The sequence below is a fragment of the Pontimicrobium sp. MEBiC06410 genome (assembly GCF_053601615.1).
In genome coordinates this window covers 77,022-90,194 of sequence record NZ_JBSHNT010000143.1, presented here as the reverse complement: position 1 = coordinate 90,194, position 13,173 = coordinate 77,022, and the positions used below count along the sequence as shown (strand labels likewise).

The window sequence follows — 13,173 nt, the reverse complement described above, 5'->3', positions numbered from 1 at the left end:
CTATTTTTTAAATTCTACTGTTGTAAATATTAATGTTGTATTTCCAATATTTTCTAAATTATGAGTAAAAAAATTGGTAGTGTTTAAATTATTAAAATACTTAATATCATCTTTTTCATATTCTGTTTCTATTATTGCTCCATCTGCATAATAGGATCTTGATTTACCTTCATTTTTTACTGTATAGAAATAAGGTTTATTGTGTTTATGAAAGGGTAACGATTGTCCTGCTGGCAAATGTATACTCCAAACTTTTATAAAATCGTTTTCTAATAATAAGTGTTCTCCAACGGTTTCATTTTTTAAGTTTTCATTTAAGGATTTTTTCAAATCTGTTGTCCACAAGGCACTCCAATTGCCGCTTTTATTTATTATTTTCATTTTCATTGTTAGAGTAGATTATAGTGTCAATTGAATAGTAATTTTTATTGATATGGTTTATTAATATATAAAAGAATAGAGCATAAATCATTTGCATTCCTGCCCAATCCCATTTTTCAATTAATGTAGAGCCTAAAAGCAACATAATAATTACTAATGCTCCTGTAACACTTGCTCTGTATGTAAATAATCCTATAATTAATAACAACCCAACTCCAAACTCTAAAAAGGGTAATATACTTCCCCATATTGCTACTAATGGAGTTGGGATTATGCTGTTTTTAAAGCTAGTTACCATCCACTCTTTAAATACTTCTAGTTTAGAGAAACGTGCCAAGCCATGCCCTAGAAAGTTTACTCCTATTGTTATACGCAATAATAGAAATGCTATTTGTTCTTGTCTCTTATTCATTTTTTAGTTTTTTAAAATCTAAAAAAACACTTTCTGGGTTTTTAAATCCAGTAAGTTCCCAATCTTTCTCTAATTGAAATGGAGGATTATTTTGGGCATTACCAATGATTACTATTGTAATTATTACTAATTTGATAATGGTTTTTATTTTACTACTCTTTTAATAAGGTTTAAATAATTTATTTAATTACTTTAATTAAAAACTCTAACAATTAATATACTAAAGCTCTTATTTGTTATAGTTTATTTCTGAATTATCTATAGGTGTATTAGGGTCATCTTTTATCATTTTCGCAATTTCGTCTTTACGCATAAATACGACTCCTTCATGTTGTTTGGCATATTGTATAAATTGGTCTACTACATTTACAATGGCTGGGCCACCTCCTATTCTATCATGCAGGCTTATACTCATCATTCTTCTTTTAGTAGCTCCTTCTTGATATAATTGGTTAAACTCTGTTTTTAGTTGAGCCAAAAATTGGTCTGGACTCCAATTTTTACCAGCTATATTTACGATATCGTTATTTCGTAAAGTGTATGGCATAACAACAAAGTTTTTTCCTCTTACTTTGGTTATAAATGGTTCGTCTCTACTTAAATCATCTATATGATAAAGAAAATTAAGTTCTTGTAATACTTTTAGTGTATTTGGGCTTCTTCGTAACCAGTTACTATTGTAACCAACACCCCTATGCCCTGTAATTGCTTCTACTGTATCTATTCCTTTTTTAACAAATGCTAATTCATCTGCGTAAGATAAATTCCATTGATCGTTCCATGCTATTCCGTGTGCTGCTATTTCATGGCCTTCATTACTTATTGCTTTAGCAACTTCTGGGTATTTTATTGCTGCTTCCCCTACAATATGAGAAGTTACTTTTATATTGTGTTTGCTCCATAGGTTTAACATTCTGTAAACCCCTTCTTTTGCTCCATAACGAAACCAACTTTCTGCTGGTAAATCTGGATTTCCTTTTGGTAATGGATTTCCTGAAAATGGGCTTTCTGCCCCTTCTGGTTGTCCTCCAGTTTCAAACTGCATAGAAAATGAAATGACCAGTTGAGCTCCATTTGGCCAATACTTTCCTGAAGGTGCTTCTTGTTGTTTATGTTTTACTTGAATGGCTCCTTTACTTTTTTCTTTACATGAGTACAGACCAAATAAACATACTATAATGAGGACTGCTGTTATTGTTGCTTTCATAATTTCTTATTCTAATTTATTAAGACAAAGGTAGAAGAGAATACAAGCATTAATGTTGTATAAATACATTGTATATTTGTATAAATATATCATTTAGAGTGTCAAAACGATTTTATATTACTAAAAACTTAGATGTACTTCAATTTGAAGCGGTTAACAACTGGGGATACCCTAGACATAAGCATCATTTTTTTGAACTGACTTTTATTATAAAAGGAAGAGGTTGGCATAAACTAAACGAGAGTACTATTGAATATAAGGAAGGGGATATTTTTTTTTTAACACCAAAAGACGAACACGAATTTGTAGTTGTTGAGGCTACTATTTTTGGGATTATAAAATTTACTGAACAACTATTTTTAGAAAAAGCAAATGTAGCTTCAAGTAAGCATTGGAGGAAAAACCTAGAAACTGTTATTTTCTATTCTAATATTATACCTGAAAGCATCGTTGCTTATGATTCTGATAGAAAACAATTATTTAATTTATACGAATTAATTAAACACGAAATTGAAACTTCTTTAGTTTACAATAGAGCCGTGCTAGTAGAATTATTTGGAGCTTTACTTATTATTATTTCAAGGAATTTAAAATCTAGTACTAAAACGTTACACAATCCTCAGGTTTCTGATAAAGAAAAAATTGATACTATTTTAACTTATGTTAGGCAGCATGTTCTTGATAAAGAAAGAATTAAAATACAGTCTATTGCTAAAGCCTTTTACATGTCTCCAAATTATGTTAGTATCTTTATAAAAAAACACATTGGTATATCTATACAACAATATGTTATTCAAACCAAAGTAAAAATGGCAGAGCGTTTATTAAAGCAAACCAATTTAACTATTTCTGAAATTTCAGAAAAAACAGGTTTTGTAGATTCTAGTCATTTTAATAAAACATTTAAAAAATATGTAGGTAAAAACCCCAGTGAATGCCGTTAATGAATTAATTTGCTATTATTCTATTTCTGGTAATAAATAATTACATTTTTAGTTTCTGTATCTCCTATTTTAAAATCTAATCTTCTAACATAGAGACTCCATTTAAATCTGTAGTTAATACATCACTCATATAATCAAAATAGGGTCTAATAGCTTTAAAAGCATCATCTACCTTATCTAAAAAATCTGAAGCTAAAACGTCTTTATCTGTAAATTTCCTAGTAAAAATAAATTGTTTCTTTTTTATTAAGTCTATAGCTGGATGCTCTTTACTAAATCCTTTAGGTGCCGTTTTTACTTCTTCTCCAACAAACTCTCCCCAAATACTTTTAAACGTTTTATTGTTTATAATATCTCGTATCTCTTGGTCGTCCATTTCAAACTCTTTACGAATGCGTAATAAATCTTCTTTAGCAGGTTCCCAAAATCCAGTAGCAATAAAACTCTCATTATTGGGCTGTAAGTGTAAATAATAACCGCCTCTAAGTCTTGGTTTTGTTCTATGGAAAGCCCCTCCAAAATGAGTTTTATATGGTAGTTTGTTTTTAGAAAACCGAACGTCTCTATAAATTCTAAAAAGCTTTAATTTATCTATTTCGTCATGTACATTTAAACGTTCTAAAATAGAGTTATAGAATACTTTTATATTGCTTTCAAGTGCTTTAAATTCTGGTTTATTTTCATTAAGCCAGTCTCTATTATTATTTTTTTCTAATTTTTTAAAAAAAGGAAACACGTTTTTATCTACAGTAGTACTCATTATAAACTAAGTTTTAGATTTTAAATTTACAAAAGCTTTTAGCCTTATTCAAATGCAATGTTATTTAATATTAATCCCGATGCCGGAGCTATATAATAGATCTGTCCAGAATAGTCTTCTTTTAAACTTGCTTTTATATCTTCTAGTGTACGTTTACCCTGCCCTAACTCTATTAGAGTTCCCATCATTAAACGTATTTGATTACGCATAAAGCCTTTGCCTTTTACTTTTAGTAAATAGCTGTGTTCGGGAAAAAAATTTGCTGTATACTTTGTGTTTTTAACTAATTCGCAACTTAAAATGGTTCTGTTATATATACCGTTATCTGTTGGTTTATAGCAATAGTTTTTAAAGTAATGTTCGCCTTCAAACAACTTTGCGCCTTCAGCCATAAGCTCTACATCTAAATCGTCTAAAATTGTTGTCATAATTGGCGCACAAAAGGGATGAAATTTACCGCCAAAAGCAAACATATAAATGTATTCTTTAACTTTAGAGTGTTTTATAATATTAAACTTTGCATCAACTTCTCGTATACTTAAGGCACGAATGTCTTGCGGTAAATTATAATTAAACAACTCTAAAAAGGCATCAAAATCTTCAATAGGTGCTTTTAAAAATAACTCGAAAGCGGCATTTTCTGCAGAAACCATTGCATCTGTTCTACCAGAAACTAAGGTTTTAAAGTATTGTTTTTCAAGAATATAATTTAAGGTTCTATCTACCATTAAATGCAGAGTCTTTAAATTAGGTTGCTTTTGCCAACCATGAAAACGATAGCCTAGATATTGGATATTTATAACGTAGAAATACTTATTCAAAATAGTTTATTTAATAGCTTCGAAAGTAATCGATAATATGAGATTTAACAAAATTTTTATACATTGTAGAGCAATCTAACCTATAAAACTAAATTTTTATGACTAATTCTACAACTCAAAAACCTCCAGTAATGTTCTGGATTATAGCAGCTATTGCTGTTATCTGGAATGCAATGGGTGTTAATCAATACTTACAACAGGCCTATCAAACCGATGCTTTTAAAGCAATGTATCCAGATGAGAATGTTTTAGAAATGGCATTAAATACGCCAGGTTGGGTAATGGGTGCTTTTGCCATTGCTGTTTTCTTTGGCTTTTTAGCGAGTGTTTTATTATTACTAAGAAAGCGTTGGGCAACTCCATTATATTTAATCTCTTTAATAGCCATTGTAGTACAGATGATTTATAATGTCTTTATTAGTAAAGCTATGGAGGTTTATGGTCCTGGTTTTATAATTATGCCAATAATGGTATTAGTTATTGGTGTATTCTTATATTTTTACTCGAAAAATGCGACAGCCAAAGGCTGGATCTCATAATAAATTAACCAACTATTCTCTAAAAGACATTATTAACCTCGGTTTAATGTCTTTTTTATTTTATTAAATAATTTTAGATTTATCATCTACTATTAAATCTATGCTTTTAAAAAAAAGATACCCTTTTGATACTAATTTAAAACATCATTTTATAATTGCACTAGGTTTAGCAATATGGATTTTTGTTTTTTTATATTTTACAGAACCGTTAGATGTTAATGAACTTACAGCTCGTGAAAAATTAATATACTTACCGTTGTATGGAGGAATTGGTGCTATTATATACTTGTTTTTTATTCCATTACAATACTATCTTTATAAAAAAAACAAACAACTTTGGACTATAACACAGGAACTAATCTTTATTGTTTCGCTTTGTCTAATATGTATTGTTTTTTTAAGACTATTCTATCTTTATATTATTGTTGCAGGTGAGCCCAATCCCTATTCATTTTCTTATCATTTAAATTATATTATGTTGCCAGCTATGGCAACTATTTTACCCATTATAATTTTTGGCCGTTATGCCTTCGGAAAATATAAAGACAAAAAATTAGAAGAGCAAAGGATAGAAATTAAAGGTGAAGGAAATTATGAAAGTATACGTTTACTTTTAAACGAATTGGTTTGTATACAATCATCAGACAATTATGTAGAAGTCTTTTACTTATCTGGTACTATTTTGAAAAAAAGTTTAATTAGAACCAAATTATCAGTTATTGCAGAAACATTTCCTGAACTATTAAGAACACATCGCTCTTATATTATAAACCCTTTTCATTTTAAGCAGTGGAAAACAGAAAAAGGGAAACCATTTCTTTTACTTTCTCATGCGGTAGAAGTTCCTGTTTCTAAAACTTATGCTTCTCATGTAAAAACAGCTATTAATTTCACCACAGTATAGCTTTATTTCGCCCCAAACGTACTATATAACTGAGTTTATAGTGTTTTCATAATTAGTTTTGCTTCAAGACGTTTAACTAACATTTTCTATATTATGAAAACTACAATCACCTTTTTAATCGTGTTTTTTATTGCAATTACAAACACATTTTCACAAGACAATACTCAAAAAGAAATTTTAATTGTGGGCACTATGCATACAGTTCCAAAAATTGTAAAACACAGTTATAAACCGATGCTTAAATATGCTAAAAAGTATAATCCACAAGCTATTTATGTAGAAAGTCCAATGCCAAACGATACGCTTAGTTGGGAATATCTAAAAAACGGATGGTCAAAAAACTATCAAGCATTTTATAAGTTATCCGATTCGCTTAAAAACACATTCACTTTTAATGAAACTAAGTTTAATACTATCTTAAAAAAAACTTTTAAAGCATTAACTATTTCAGATTTAAAGTATTTAATTACCAGTTTTGCATACTTAAGAAACGAACCCAATTATCATTTCTATACTTATATTAAAAAACATGGTATAAAAGGGTCTAAGAAACCTACAAGACATGAAGACGGAGATTTATCTATACCATTAGCAATAGCTTTAAACATTAAAACATTAACACCAATGGACGACCAAAGAACAAATGGAGAATATCATGATGCATGGCGTAAATGTAATACAGAAGGCAAAACAAATGGAAACAATGCTATAAATAATAAACTATATAAAAAGGATTATAATAGTGCTATTCTACCTGCTATTTTTAGAAAACTTGGAAAACATGTAAACAAACGAAAGTCATTAAACCGGTTACACAAAATGAGTTCGTTTACATACGCTAGCCAAAAGACTAAAGGTTGTACTTTAGGCGAGCGTTATTGGAATGAACGTAACGAAAGAATGGCAAAAAACATAGCTACTCAAGTTATAGCCAATAAACATAAAAAAAACATTGTAATTGTAGGAGCTGCGCATGTTGTTGGCTTAGAAAAAGCTTTAAAAGCAAAATACCCCAATTTAAAAGTAAAATTAATGGCAGATGAATAAAAAAGAGAAAAGTAAAGCAACCTTTTAGTATTAATTTACGTCTTATTAAATAAAGACTCCATTTATATATGAATCAACGCTTAATAGGAATAGATGTCGCTAGAGCTTTAGCTATAATAGGCATGATTATAGTAAACTTTAAAATGGTATTTGGGTCCAAAGGGTCTGTAGGCTTACAATCTATTGTTTCTGTTTTAGACGGTAAAGCCGCAGCTACATTTGTTGTTTTAGCAGGAATTGGTATTGCATTTATAACCAATAAAGCTCTTGAAACTAATAATACTAGTCTACTAAAAAAAAGAAACCTAAAGATTATTAAAAGAGCTATACTCCTGTTTATTATTGGATTGTCTTATCTTTTTATTTGGCCAGCAGATATACTTCATTTTTATGGCATATATATGCTATTTACATTACTATTTATAAAAAAGGAGCCTTTATTTATTTTAAAAGCTGCACTTGTAATAATTCTCTTGTATCCAGTATTTCTTATTTGTTTTAATTATGAAACCAATTGGAACTTTAAAACCTTCGAGTATGCTAATTTTTGGAGTATTGCAGGTTTTATAAGAAACTTATTCTATAATGGTTTTCATCCAGTAATGCCTTGGGTTGTTTTTATGCTTATTGGCTTATGGTTTGGCAGGCAAGATTTAAACAACACTGTTTTTATAAAAAAATCTATTATAATTAGTCTAGGAGTATTTTTAACTTTTAAAATTTTATCTATGGTTTTTATCGCTCTATTATCTAATGGAGCACCTAGTACTACTTTAGAACTCTCTCAAATTTTTGGAACAAGCCCAATGCCTCCACTCCCATTTTATATGATTACAGCTAGCAGTTTTGCCTTATTTATCATTTCGCTTTCTCTTTTAATCTCTAAAAAACTACAACATAACATTCTTATTATTTCTCTAGCTAAAACTGGGCAGTTAGCTTTAAGTTTTTATGTCGCCCATGTTGTTATTGGTATGGGATTAATAGACATATTGCACTTAAAACCTTTAGGAGAATATTCTTTAGTATTTTCTGTTGTTTATGGATTAATTTTTAGTGCCTTATGCATCATATTTGCTGTACTTTGGTTAAAGCATAAAACTGTTGGGCCTTTAGAATGGGTAATGAAAAAACTAACAAACTAGTGCTGTTTAAAATAAATAAGACTTAATCACTTAAATTATTAATAACTACTCTATTTTATTTCTTATTTTACTAATTAAAAAATAAACATGGAAACGACTAAACAAATAGCCAACCGTTTTAGAGAAGTTATTTTAAATGGTACGTGGATTGCTAATACAAACTATAAAGCTCAACTTTTAAATATAACATGGCAACAAGCGACCTATAAAGTATATAACCTAAATACGATAGCTGCATTAACCTTTCATATTAATTATTATATTGCTGGTGTACTCAATGTTTTTAAAGGAGGCAATTTAGATATTAAAGATGCTTATAGTTTTAATTGCACTCCAATAACATCAGAAAAAGACTGGCAAAAATTGGTAAATACCTTGTTAACAAATGCAGAAGACTTTGCCTCTATTTTAGAAACTTTCCCTGATAATACGTTAGAAGCTATTTTTGTAGATGAAAAACATGGCAATTATAGAAGAAATATAAATGCAATGATAGAGCATAGTTATTACCATTTAGGGCAAATTACATTAATAAAAAAGTTATTACCAACAGATAATATGCTATAACCATTGAAAGTAATTACACGAAAAGCTGAAGTAAAAGAACGTCTCATTAAATGTTTAAACTTATACTACTCAGAAGGTTTAATAGAATGTTTGCATGAATTGGAAACATTGCTACTATCGCAAAAAGTAAAATTTCCACTTTTAGAGTATTGTGCTCAAGAATTTTATCTACGCTTACAACCAAACGAGCATCTTCTTTTTTGCGATAAAATACAGGCTTTAAAAACTGAAGGCAGTAATGTTATTTTAGGTATTATGCTACAAAAACGATTAGAAGATCATTTTTTAGAGTCTATTAATAAAGCAACAGAATATATTGCAGATGCAGACATTTGGTATGTTTGCGATATTATTGGCGAACGCGTTTATGGTTACTCATTATTACATAATCCAGATATTACAATTGCAGAATTTAACCGCCTTTCTAAACACGAAACGCATTGGGTTATTCGTGCTCTAGGTGCAGGTACACATTATGCTATAAAAAAAGGATTACACTCCAATCACGTAAAAACCGTTTTTAAGCTATTGTTAACTATGGCCAATACTAAAAATAAAGAAATACGACAAGGTATTGGTTGGGCTGCAAAAACGACAGCTAAATTTCATCCAGAAATTATAAAAGACTTCCATAATGAAATTAATAATACCAATACTGTTGAGAATTGGTTTAAAAATAAAATTTCCATTGGTTTAAATAGATATGAATATGCCAAGAGAAGTTGAAGTAAAATCGGTTTTAAATAAAACTAAAAAAAGAGACCCTTGGTTTTTAGACGATTATACTATTAACCTCTACAGTAGTTGTTCTTTTAATTGTTTGTATTGCTACATTAGAGGAAGTAAGTATGGCACAAATTTAGAACAGAGTATGTCTGTTAAAACTAATGCTATAGAAATATTAGACAGGCAACTATACAATAGAGCAAAAAAGCAACAATATGGAGTTATTGTACTCTCTTCTGCTACAGAACCATACATGCCTATTGAAAAAGATTATGAATTAACGAGGAATGCATTAAAGCTAATAAAGAAATATAAATTCCCCGTACATGTCATCACAAAATCTGATGGTATAGAAAGAGATTTCGATTTATTACACGATATTAATGCTACAGCAATTATACCTAATGATTTATCTAATAGATTAAGCAAAGGTGTTATCGTTTCCTTTTCTTTTTCTACATTACATGATACAGTAGCTAACCATTTTGAAAAAGGAGCTACACCGCCATCCAAACGACAAATAACATTACAAAACACAGTAAACGAAGGCTTTTTAACTGGCGTAAGTTTAATGCCTTTATTACCTTTTATTTCTGATACTACTGCACACTTAAATTTGTTATTTTCTACTTTTAAAGCTTCAAAAGTAGATTATATTTTACCCGCTACACTAACACTTTTTGGTAATGGTAAAGCCGATAGTAAAACACTTATTTTAAATGCAATAAAAAAACATTATCCGCAATTAGAAGATAGGTACAATCATTATTTTAAAAATAGTAACGGACTACCTAACTTTTACAGGCATGCGTTTTCAAAAAAAATGAAAGAGTTGTCTATAACTTATGGCATAAAAGATTTTATAGAGAAAAAATAAAAGTTACTTCTAGTATTCTAGAGTTTCCCTTTAATAATTATAATCACATTATTAAAATGAATTATATTTAGGCTTATAAAGGAACTAAGTATAGTTGACTACATGACAAAAGGAAAGAAATATAGAGCCAATGGAGCAATAGGAGCTCTTCTTGACGAATACGAAAGGGCCATAAACAATCTAATATTAATTATTAAGGACTTAAACCAGAATGAACTGGAATTGGTAGTAGACCCAGAAACAAAAGATGAGGATTGCAAATCAATTCAATCAATTTTAACTCATGTCGTTCAAAGCGGTTATACTTATGTTATAGAAATAAGAAAGTGGTTAGGCGAAGATGTTGCTTATAAAGATAGAGAAACGCTAAATAGTATTCAGGACTATAATTTAGCATTAGTTAAAATGTTTAATTTTACAGAAACTCTCTTCAATAACCATCCAAATATAAAATTGACCGAATTAGACTCTAACCATAAAATTAAAGTTAGATGGAATCAAACCTTCGATGTTGAACAATTGATACAGCATGCAATTGTTCATGTATTAAGGCACAGACGACAAATAGAAATATTCCAAACCAAAATAAACCAGCAACTAACATAACCAAAACTGCGTTAAAACAAAGTTTATTTAAGCGTTGTGGATTACTAATAAAAAATGAAAAGAATTATATACATTCTCGTTTGCTTAGTTTTTGTTACCTCATGCAAACTAAAAAAAGAACAATCCACTAATCTAAAAATAATGTCTTATAATATTAGGCATGGCTTAGGATTAGATACTATTTTAGATTTGTCTCGCTCTGCAAAAATTATAAAATCGGAAAAACCAGATTTATGTGGGTTACAAGAAGTAGATAATTTTTGTTTACGATCAGACAGTATTGGGCAAACAGCCTATTTATCTCAAAAAACAAATATGGAAGGGACTTTTGGTGAGTTCATGAAACTTCAAGGCGGAGCTTATGGAATGGCTACTTTATCTGCTAAACCAATAGTGTCTACTAAATTACTACAGCTACCTGATGCTTTGTATGAACCACGTATTGCCATAGTTCAAGAAATAAAACTAACTAAATACTGTAATATTGTATTTGCAAATGTTCATTTTGATTGGGTTGAAAATAAAGAAGGCAGTAATAACCGATTAAGTCAAGCAAAAGCATTGGTAAATTATATTAATACATTAAACAAAGCAGCGATTATAACAGGTGATTTTAATTGCACCCCTAATTCACCAACAATGCAATATTTTAAAGCACAAGGCTTTAAGTTTGTAGAAAAAGGACAAGACAATTTAAGTTTTCAAGGTGAAAATAAAGTAGAGATAGACCATCTTATTTATAGAAATTCGGCCAGTGTGACTTTAAAAAAGACAAACGTAGAGCTAAGGAAAGCACCTATTGTTTCAGATCATCGTCCACTAATAGTAAAACTAGAAGTCTTTTTTTAATTATTATATATAAAAGAGCGTGTAAACTATAGCTAAACATGTATTAATCTAACTAATAAAAATGATTGAACTCAAAAAAACGACACAAGAAGATTTAGAAACTTTATTTGTTTTTCAAACCAATAGTGAAGCTATATGGATGGCTGCTTTTACAGCAGAAGATCCTTGTAACAAGGACACTTACATGGAAAAATGGAGTAAAATTGTAGAGAACCCAAACATAAAAATGGAAACTTTATGGGTAAAAGATACAATTATAGGTAGTGTAATACATTTTGATATCATGGGTGAAACCAATATATCGTATTGGATAGATAAAAAGCATTGGGGAAAAGGCTATGCAACAATAGGCTTAAAGCAATTTATTACATTAACTAACAAAAGACCTCTTTTTGCAAGAGTCGCTTTTGATAATTATGCTTCACAAAAAGTTCTTGAAAAATCTGGTTTCAAATCTATTGGAAAAGAAAAAGGATTTGCAAATGCAAGAAAAAAAGAAATAGAAGAGTTTGTTTATAGACTTGAAAACTAAAATACATTATAATTTAGACCATTAAAAAACATCTCATCCTAAATAAAATACAACTCAGAAACTATTATTTATAGTTATACAGGTAATGTAAGACCTTTACAGTGTACAATAACAACTACACTAACTTATAAAACAAAAATATGTCTTACAAAACTTTAATGTTTATCCATCTTTATACTGTATTACCAGCATTTATATTAGGAACTATAAGTTTTTTGTTGAAAAAAGGAACACCTATACATAAAGCTATTGGGAAGCTATACATGATTCTTATGCTATTTACCACTATAGTTTCTCTATTTATGCCAGCAGTAGTAGGACCAACGCTTTTTAATCACTTTGGATGGGTACACACATTTAGCATACTAACACTATATACAATACCTACAGCATACATAGCTATAAAAAAAGGGAATATAATTGTACATAAACGCAAAATGATTATACTTTATATTTGGGCATTGGTTATTGCAGGAGCTTTTACCTTAATGCCTGGTCGCTATTTACACAATGTTATTTTTGGTTAACATTTTTAAGAAAATTATAACAGAACAATTAACAAAACCTTTAATCTATTACACCTTAGCAGCTTTATCTTTGTAATAAAAAGATTATGTTTGGATTATTTAAAAAGAAAAGTAGATTAGATAAACTACAAGATGAATACAAAAAGTTATTACTAGAAGCACATAAACTGTCTAAAACTAACAGACAAGAAAGCGATAAGAGACAAGTTGAAGCTAGAACATTACTAGATCAAATTGAAGTACTACAAAAAAGCGCTTAAACAATATTTATTTTTCATCGGTATATTATTCTAGATAATAGTAACTTCGCAGATTCATAATTTAGGATA

General features: G+C 29.3%; 18 protein-coding genes. 13 read left to right on the top strand and 5 right to left on the bottom strand.

Annotated features, from left to right (window positions below):
- The 3 genes from ACVC08_RS05140 to ACVC08_RS05130 all read right to left on the bottom strand — a co-directional run bounded on the left by ACVC08_RS05140 (position 1) and on the right by ACVC08_RS05130 (position 2,000).
- Positions 1-381, bottom strand: coding sequence for a hypothetical protein (locus ACVC08_RS05140; protein WP_452598830.1), 381 nt, complete (start codon positions 379-381; stop codon positions 1-3).
- Positions 365-793: a DoxX family protein gene (locus ACVC08_RS05135; RefSeq protein ID WP_452601246.1), complete on the bottom strand. Its 429-nt coding sequence runs from the start codon at positions 791-793 to the stop codon at positions 365-367. The genes ACVC08_RS05140 and ACVC08_RS05135 overlap by 17 nt, the downstream gene beginning before the upstream one ends.
- Positions 794-1,022: 229 nt before the next feature.
- Positions 1,023-2,000: a polysaccharide deacetylase family protein gene (locus tag ACVC08_RS05130; protein ID WP_452601245.1), complete on the bottom strand. Its 978-nt coding sequence runs from the start codon at positions 1,998-2,000 to the stop codon at positions 1,023-1,025.
- 98 nt (positions 2,001-2,098) lie between these two features.
- Between ACVC08_RS05130 and ACVC08_RS05125 the strand changes: the two genes are divergently transcribed.
- Positions 2,099-2,944, top strand: coding sequence for an AraC family transcriptional regulator (locus tag ACVC08_RS05125; protein ID WP_452601244.1), 846 nt, complete (start codon positions 2,099-2,101; stop codon positions 2,942-2,944).
- Between the two features lie 76 nt (positions 2,945-3,020).
- Here the strand turns inward: ACVC08_RS05125 and ACVC08_RS05120 are convergent, their stop codons facing one another.
- The gene (locus ACVC08_RS05120) at positions 3,021-3,704 is read right to left on the bottom strand and encodes a DUF2461 domain-containing protein (RefSeq protein ID WP_452601243.1); all 684 of its coding nucleotides are present in this window, start codon (positions 3,702-3,704) and stop codon (positions 3,021-3,023) included.
- A gap of 44 nt (positions 3,705-3,748) precedes the next feature.
- Entirely contained in the window at positions 3,749-4,525 is a 777-nt protein-coding gene (locus ACVC08_RS05115) for a tRNA pseudouridine synthase A (RefSeq protein WP_452601242.1), read from the bottom strand.
- A 98-nt stretch (positions 4,526-4,623) separates the two neighbouring features.
- Between ACVC08_RS05115 and ACVC08_RS05110 the strand changes: the two genes are divergently transcribed.
- The 12 genes from ACVC08_RS05110 (at position 4,624) to ACVC08_RS05055 (ending at position 13,104) form a co-directional block, all read left to right on the top strand.
- On the top strand, positions 4,624-5,064 hold the full coding sequence (locus ACVC08_RS05110; protein ID WP_452599080.1) for a hypothetical protein: 441 nt from the start codon (positions 4,624-4,626) through the stop codon (positions 5,062-5,064).
- Between the two features lie 100 nt (positions 5,065-5,164).
- Positions 5,165-5,968: a LytTR family transcriptional regulator DNA-binding domain-containing protein gene (locus ACVC08_RS05105; RefSeq protein WP_452601241.1), complete on the top strand. Its 804-nt coding sequence runs from the start codon at positions 5,165-5,167 to the stop codon at positions 5,966-5,968.
- Between the two features lie 93 nt (positions 5,969-6,061).
- On the top strand, positions 6,062-7,015 hold the full coding sequence (locus tag ACVC08_RS05100) for a DUF5694 domain-containing protein (protein WP_452601240.1): 954 nt from the start codon (positions 6,062-6,064) through the stop codon (positions 7,013-7,015).
- A gap of 68 nt (positions 7,016-7,083) precedes the next feature.
- Entirely contained in the window at positions 7,084-8,160 is a 1,077-nt protein-coding gene (locus ACVC08_RS05095) for a DUF418 domain-containing protein (protein ID WP_452601239.1), read from the top strand.
- Between the two features lie 87 nt (positions 8,161-8,247).
- Positions 8,248-8,727, top strand: a complete 480-nt coding sequence (locus ACVC08_RS05090; protein ID WP_452601238.1) for a DUF1572 domain-containing protein — start codon at positions 8,248-8,250, stop codon at positions 8,725-8,727.
- 3 nt (positions 8,728-8,730) lie between these two features.
- On the top strand, positions 8,731-9,453 hold the full coding sequence (locus tag ACVC08_RS05085) for a DNA alkylation repair protein (protein WP_452601237.1): 723 nt from the start codon (positions 8,731-8,733) through the stop codon (positions 9,451-9,453).
- Positions 9,437-10,330, top strand: a complete 894-nt coding sequence (locus ACVC08_RS05080) for a hypothetical protein (protein ID WP_452601236.1) — start codon at positions 9,437-9,439, stop codon at positions 10,328-10,330. The genes ACVC08_RS05085 and ACVC08_RS05080 overlap by 17 nt, the downstream gene beginning before the upstream one ends.
- 102 nt (positions 10,331-10,432) lie before the next feature.
- Positions 10,433-10,936, top strand: coding sequence for a DinB family protein (locus tag ACVC08_RS05075; RefSeq protein ID WP_452601235.1), 504 nt, complete (start codon positions 10,433-10,435; stop codon positions 10,934-10,936).
- A gap of 141 nt (positions 10,937-11,077) precedes the next feature.
- The gene (locus ACVC08_RS05070; RefSeq protein ID WP_452601234.1) at positions 11,078-11,785 is read left to right on the top strand and encodes an endonuclease/exonuclease/phosphatase family protein; all 708 of its coding nucleotides are present in this window, start codon (positions 11,078-11,080) and stop codon (positions 11,783-11,785) included.
- A gap of 61 nt (positions 11,786-11,846) precedes the next feature.
- Positions 11,847-12,317 (top strand): GNAT family N-acetyltransferase, encoded by a 471-nt coding sequence (locus tag ACVC08_RS05065; RefSeq protein WP_452601233.1) that lies wholly within the window; start codon positions 11,847-11,849, stop codon positions 12,315-12,317.
- Between the two features lie 140 nt (positions 12,318-12,457).
- A complete protein-coding gene (locus tag ACVC08_RS05060) occupies positions 12,458-12,844 on the top strand; it encodes a DUF2306 domain-containing protein (protein WP_452601232.1) in 387 nt (128 codons plus the stop codon).
- 86 nt (positions 12,845-12,930) lie between these two features.
- Positions 12,931-13,104 carry a Lacal_2735 family protein gene (locus tag ACVC08_RS05055; protein WP_452598396.1) on the top strand — a complete coding sequence of 58 codons (174 nt, stop codon included), beginning with the start codon at positions 12,931-12,933 and terminating at the stop codon, positions 13,102-13,104.
- The last annotated feature ends 69 nt before the right edge of the window (positions 13,105-13,173 follow it).

What these genes read in the sequence shown, in the direction of transcription:
- ACVC08_RS05140 (WP_452598830.1), bottom strand. Translation starts at nt 381, where the DNA reads ATGAAAATAATAAATAAAAGCGGCAATTGGAGTGCCTTGTGGACAACA.
- ACVC08_RS05135 (WP_452601246.1), bottom strand. Translation starts at nt 793, where the DNA reads ATGAATAAGAGACAAGAACAAATAGCATTTCTATTATTGCGTATAACA.
- ACVC08_RS05130 (WP_452601245.1), bottom strand. Translation starts at nt 2,000, where the DNA reads ATGAAAGCAACAATAACAGCAGTCCTCATTATAGTATGTTTATTTGGT.
- ACVC08_RS05120 (WP_452601243.1), bottom strand. Translation starts at nt 3,704, where the DNA reads ATGAGTACTACTGTAGATAAAAACGTGTTTCCTTTTTTTAAAAAATTA.
- ACVC08_RS05110 (WP_452599080.1), top strand. Translation starts at nt 4,624, where the DNA reads ATGACTAATTCTACAACTCAAAAACCTCCAGTAATGTTCTGGATTATA.
- ACVC08_RS05105 (WP_452601241.1), top strand. Translation starts at nt 5,165, where the DNA reads ATGCTTTTAAAAAAAAGATACCCTTTTGATACTAATTTAAAACATCAT.
- ACVC08_RS05100 (WP_452601240.1), top strand. Translation starts at nt 6,062, where the DNA reads ATGAAAACTACAATCACCTTTTTAATCGTGTTTTTTATTGCAATTACA.
- ACVC08_RS05095 (WP_452601239.1), top strand. Translation starts at nt 7,084, where the DNA reads ATGAATCAACGCTTAATAGGAATAGATGTCGCTAGAGCTTTAGCTATA.
- ACVC08_RS05090 (WP_452601238.1), top strand. Translation starts at nt 8,248, where the DNA reads ATGGAAACGACTAAACAAATAGCCAACCGTTTTAGAGAAGTTATTTTA.
- ACVC08_RS05080 (WP_452601236.1), top strand. Translation starts at nt 9,437, where the DNA reads ATGCCAAGAGAAGTTGAAGTAAAATCGGTTTTAAATAAAACTAAAAAA.
- ACVC08_RS05075 (WP_452601235.1), top strand. Translation starts at nt 10,433, where the DNA reads ATGACAAAAGGAAAGAAATATAGAGCCAATGGAGCAATAGGAGCTCTT.
- ACVC08_RS05070 (WP_452601234.1), top strand. Translation starts at nt 11,078, where the DNA reads ATGTCTTATAATATTAGGCATGGCTTAGGATTAGATACTATTTTAGAT.
- ACVC08_RS05065 (WP_452601233.1), top strand. Translation starts at nt 11,847, where the DNA reads ATGATTGAACTCAAAAAAACGACACAAGAAGATTTAGAAACTTTATTT.
- ACVC08_RS05060 (WP_452601232.1), top strand. Translation starts at nt 12,458, where the DNA reads ATGTCTTACAAAACTTTAATGTTTATCCATCTTTATACTGTATTACCA.
- ACVC08_RS05055 (WP_452598396.1), top strand. Translation starts at nt 12,931, where the DNA reads ATGTTTGGATTATTTAAAAAGAAAAGTAGATTAGATAAACTACAAGAT.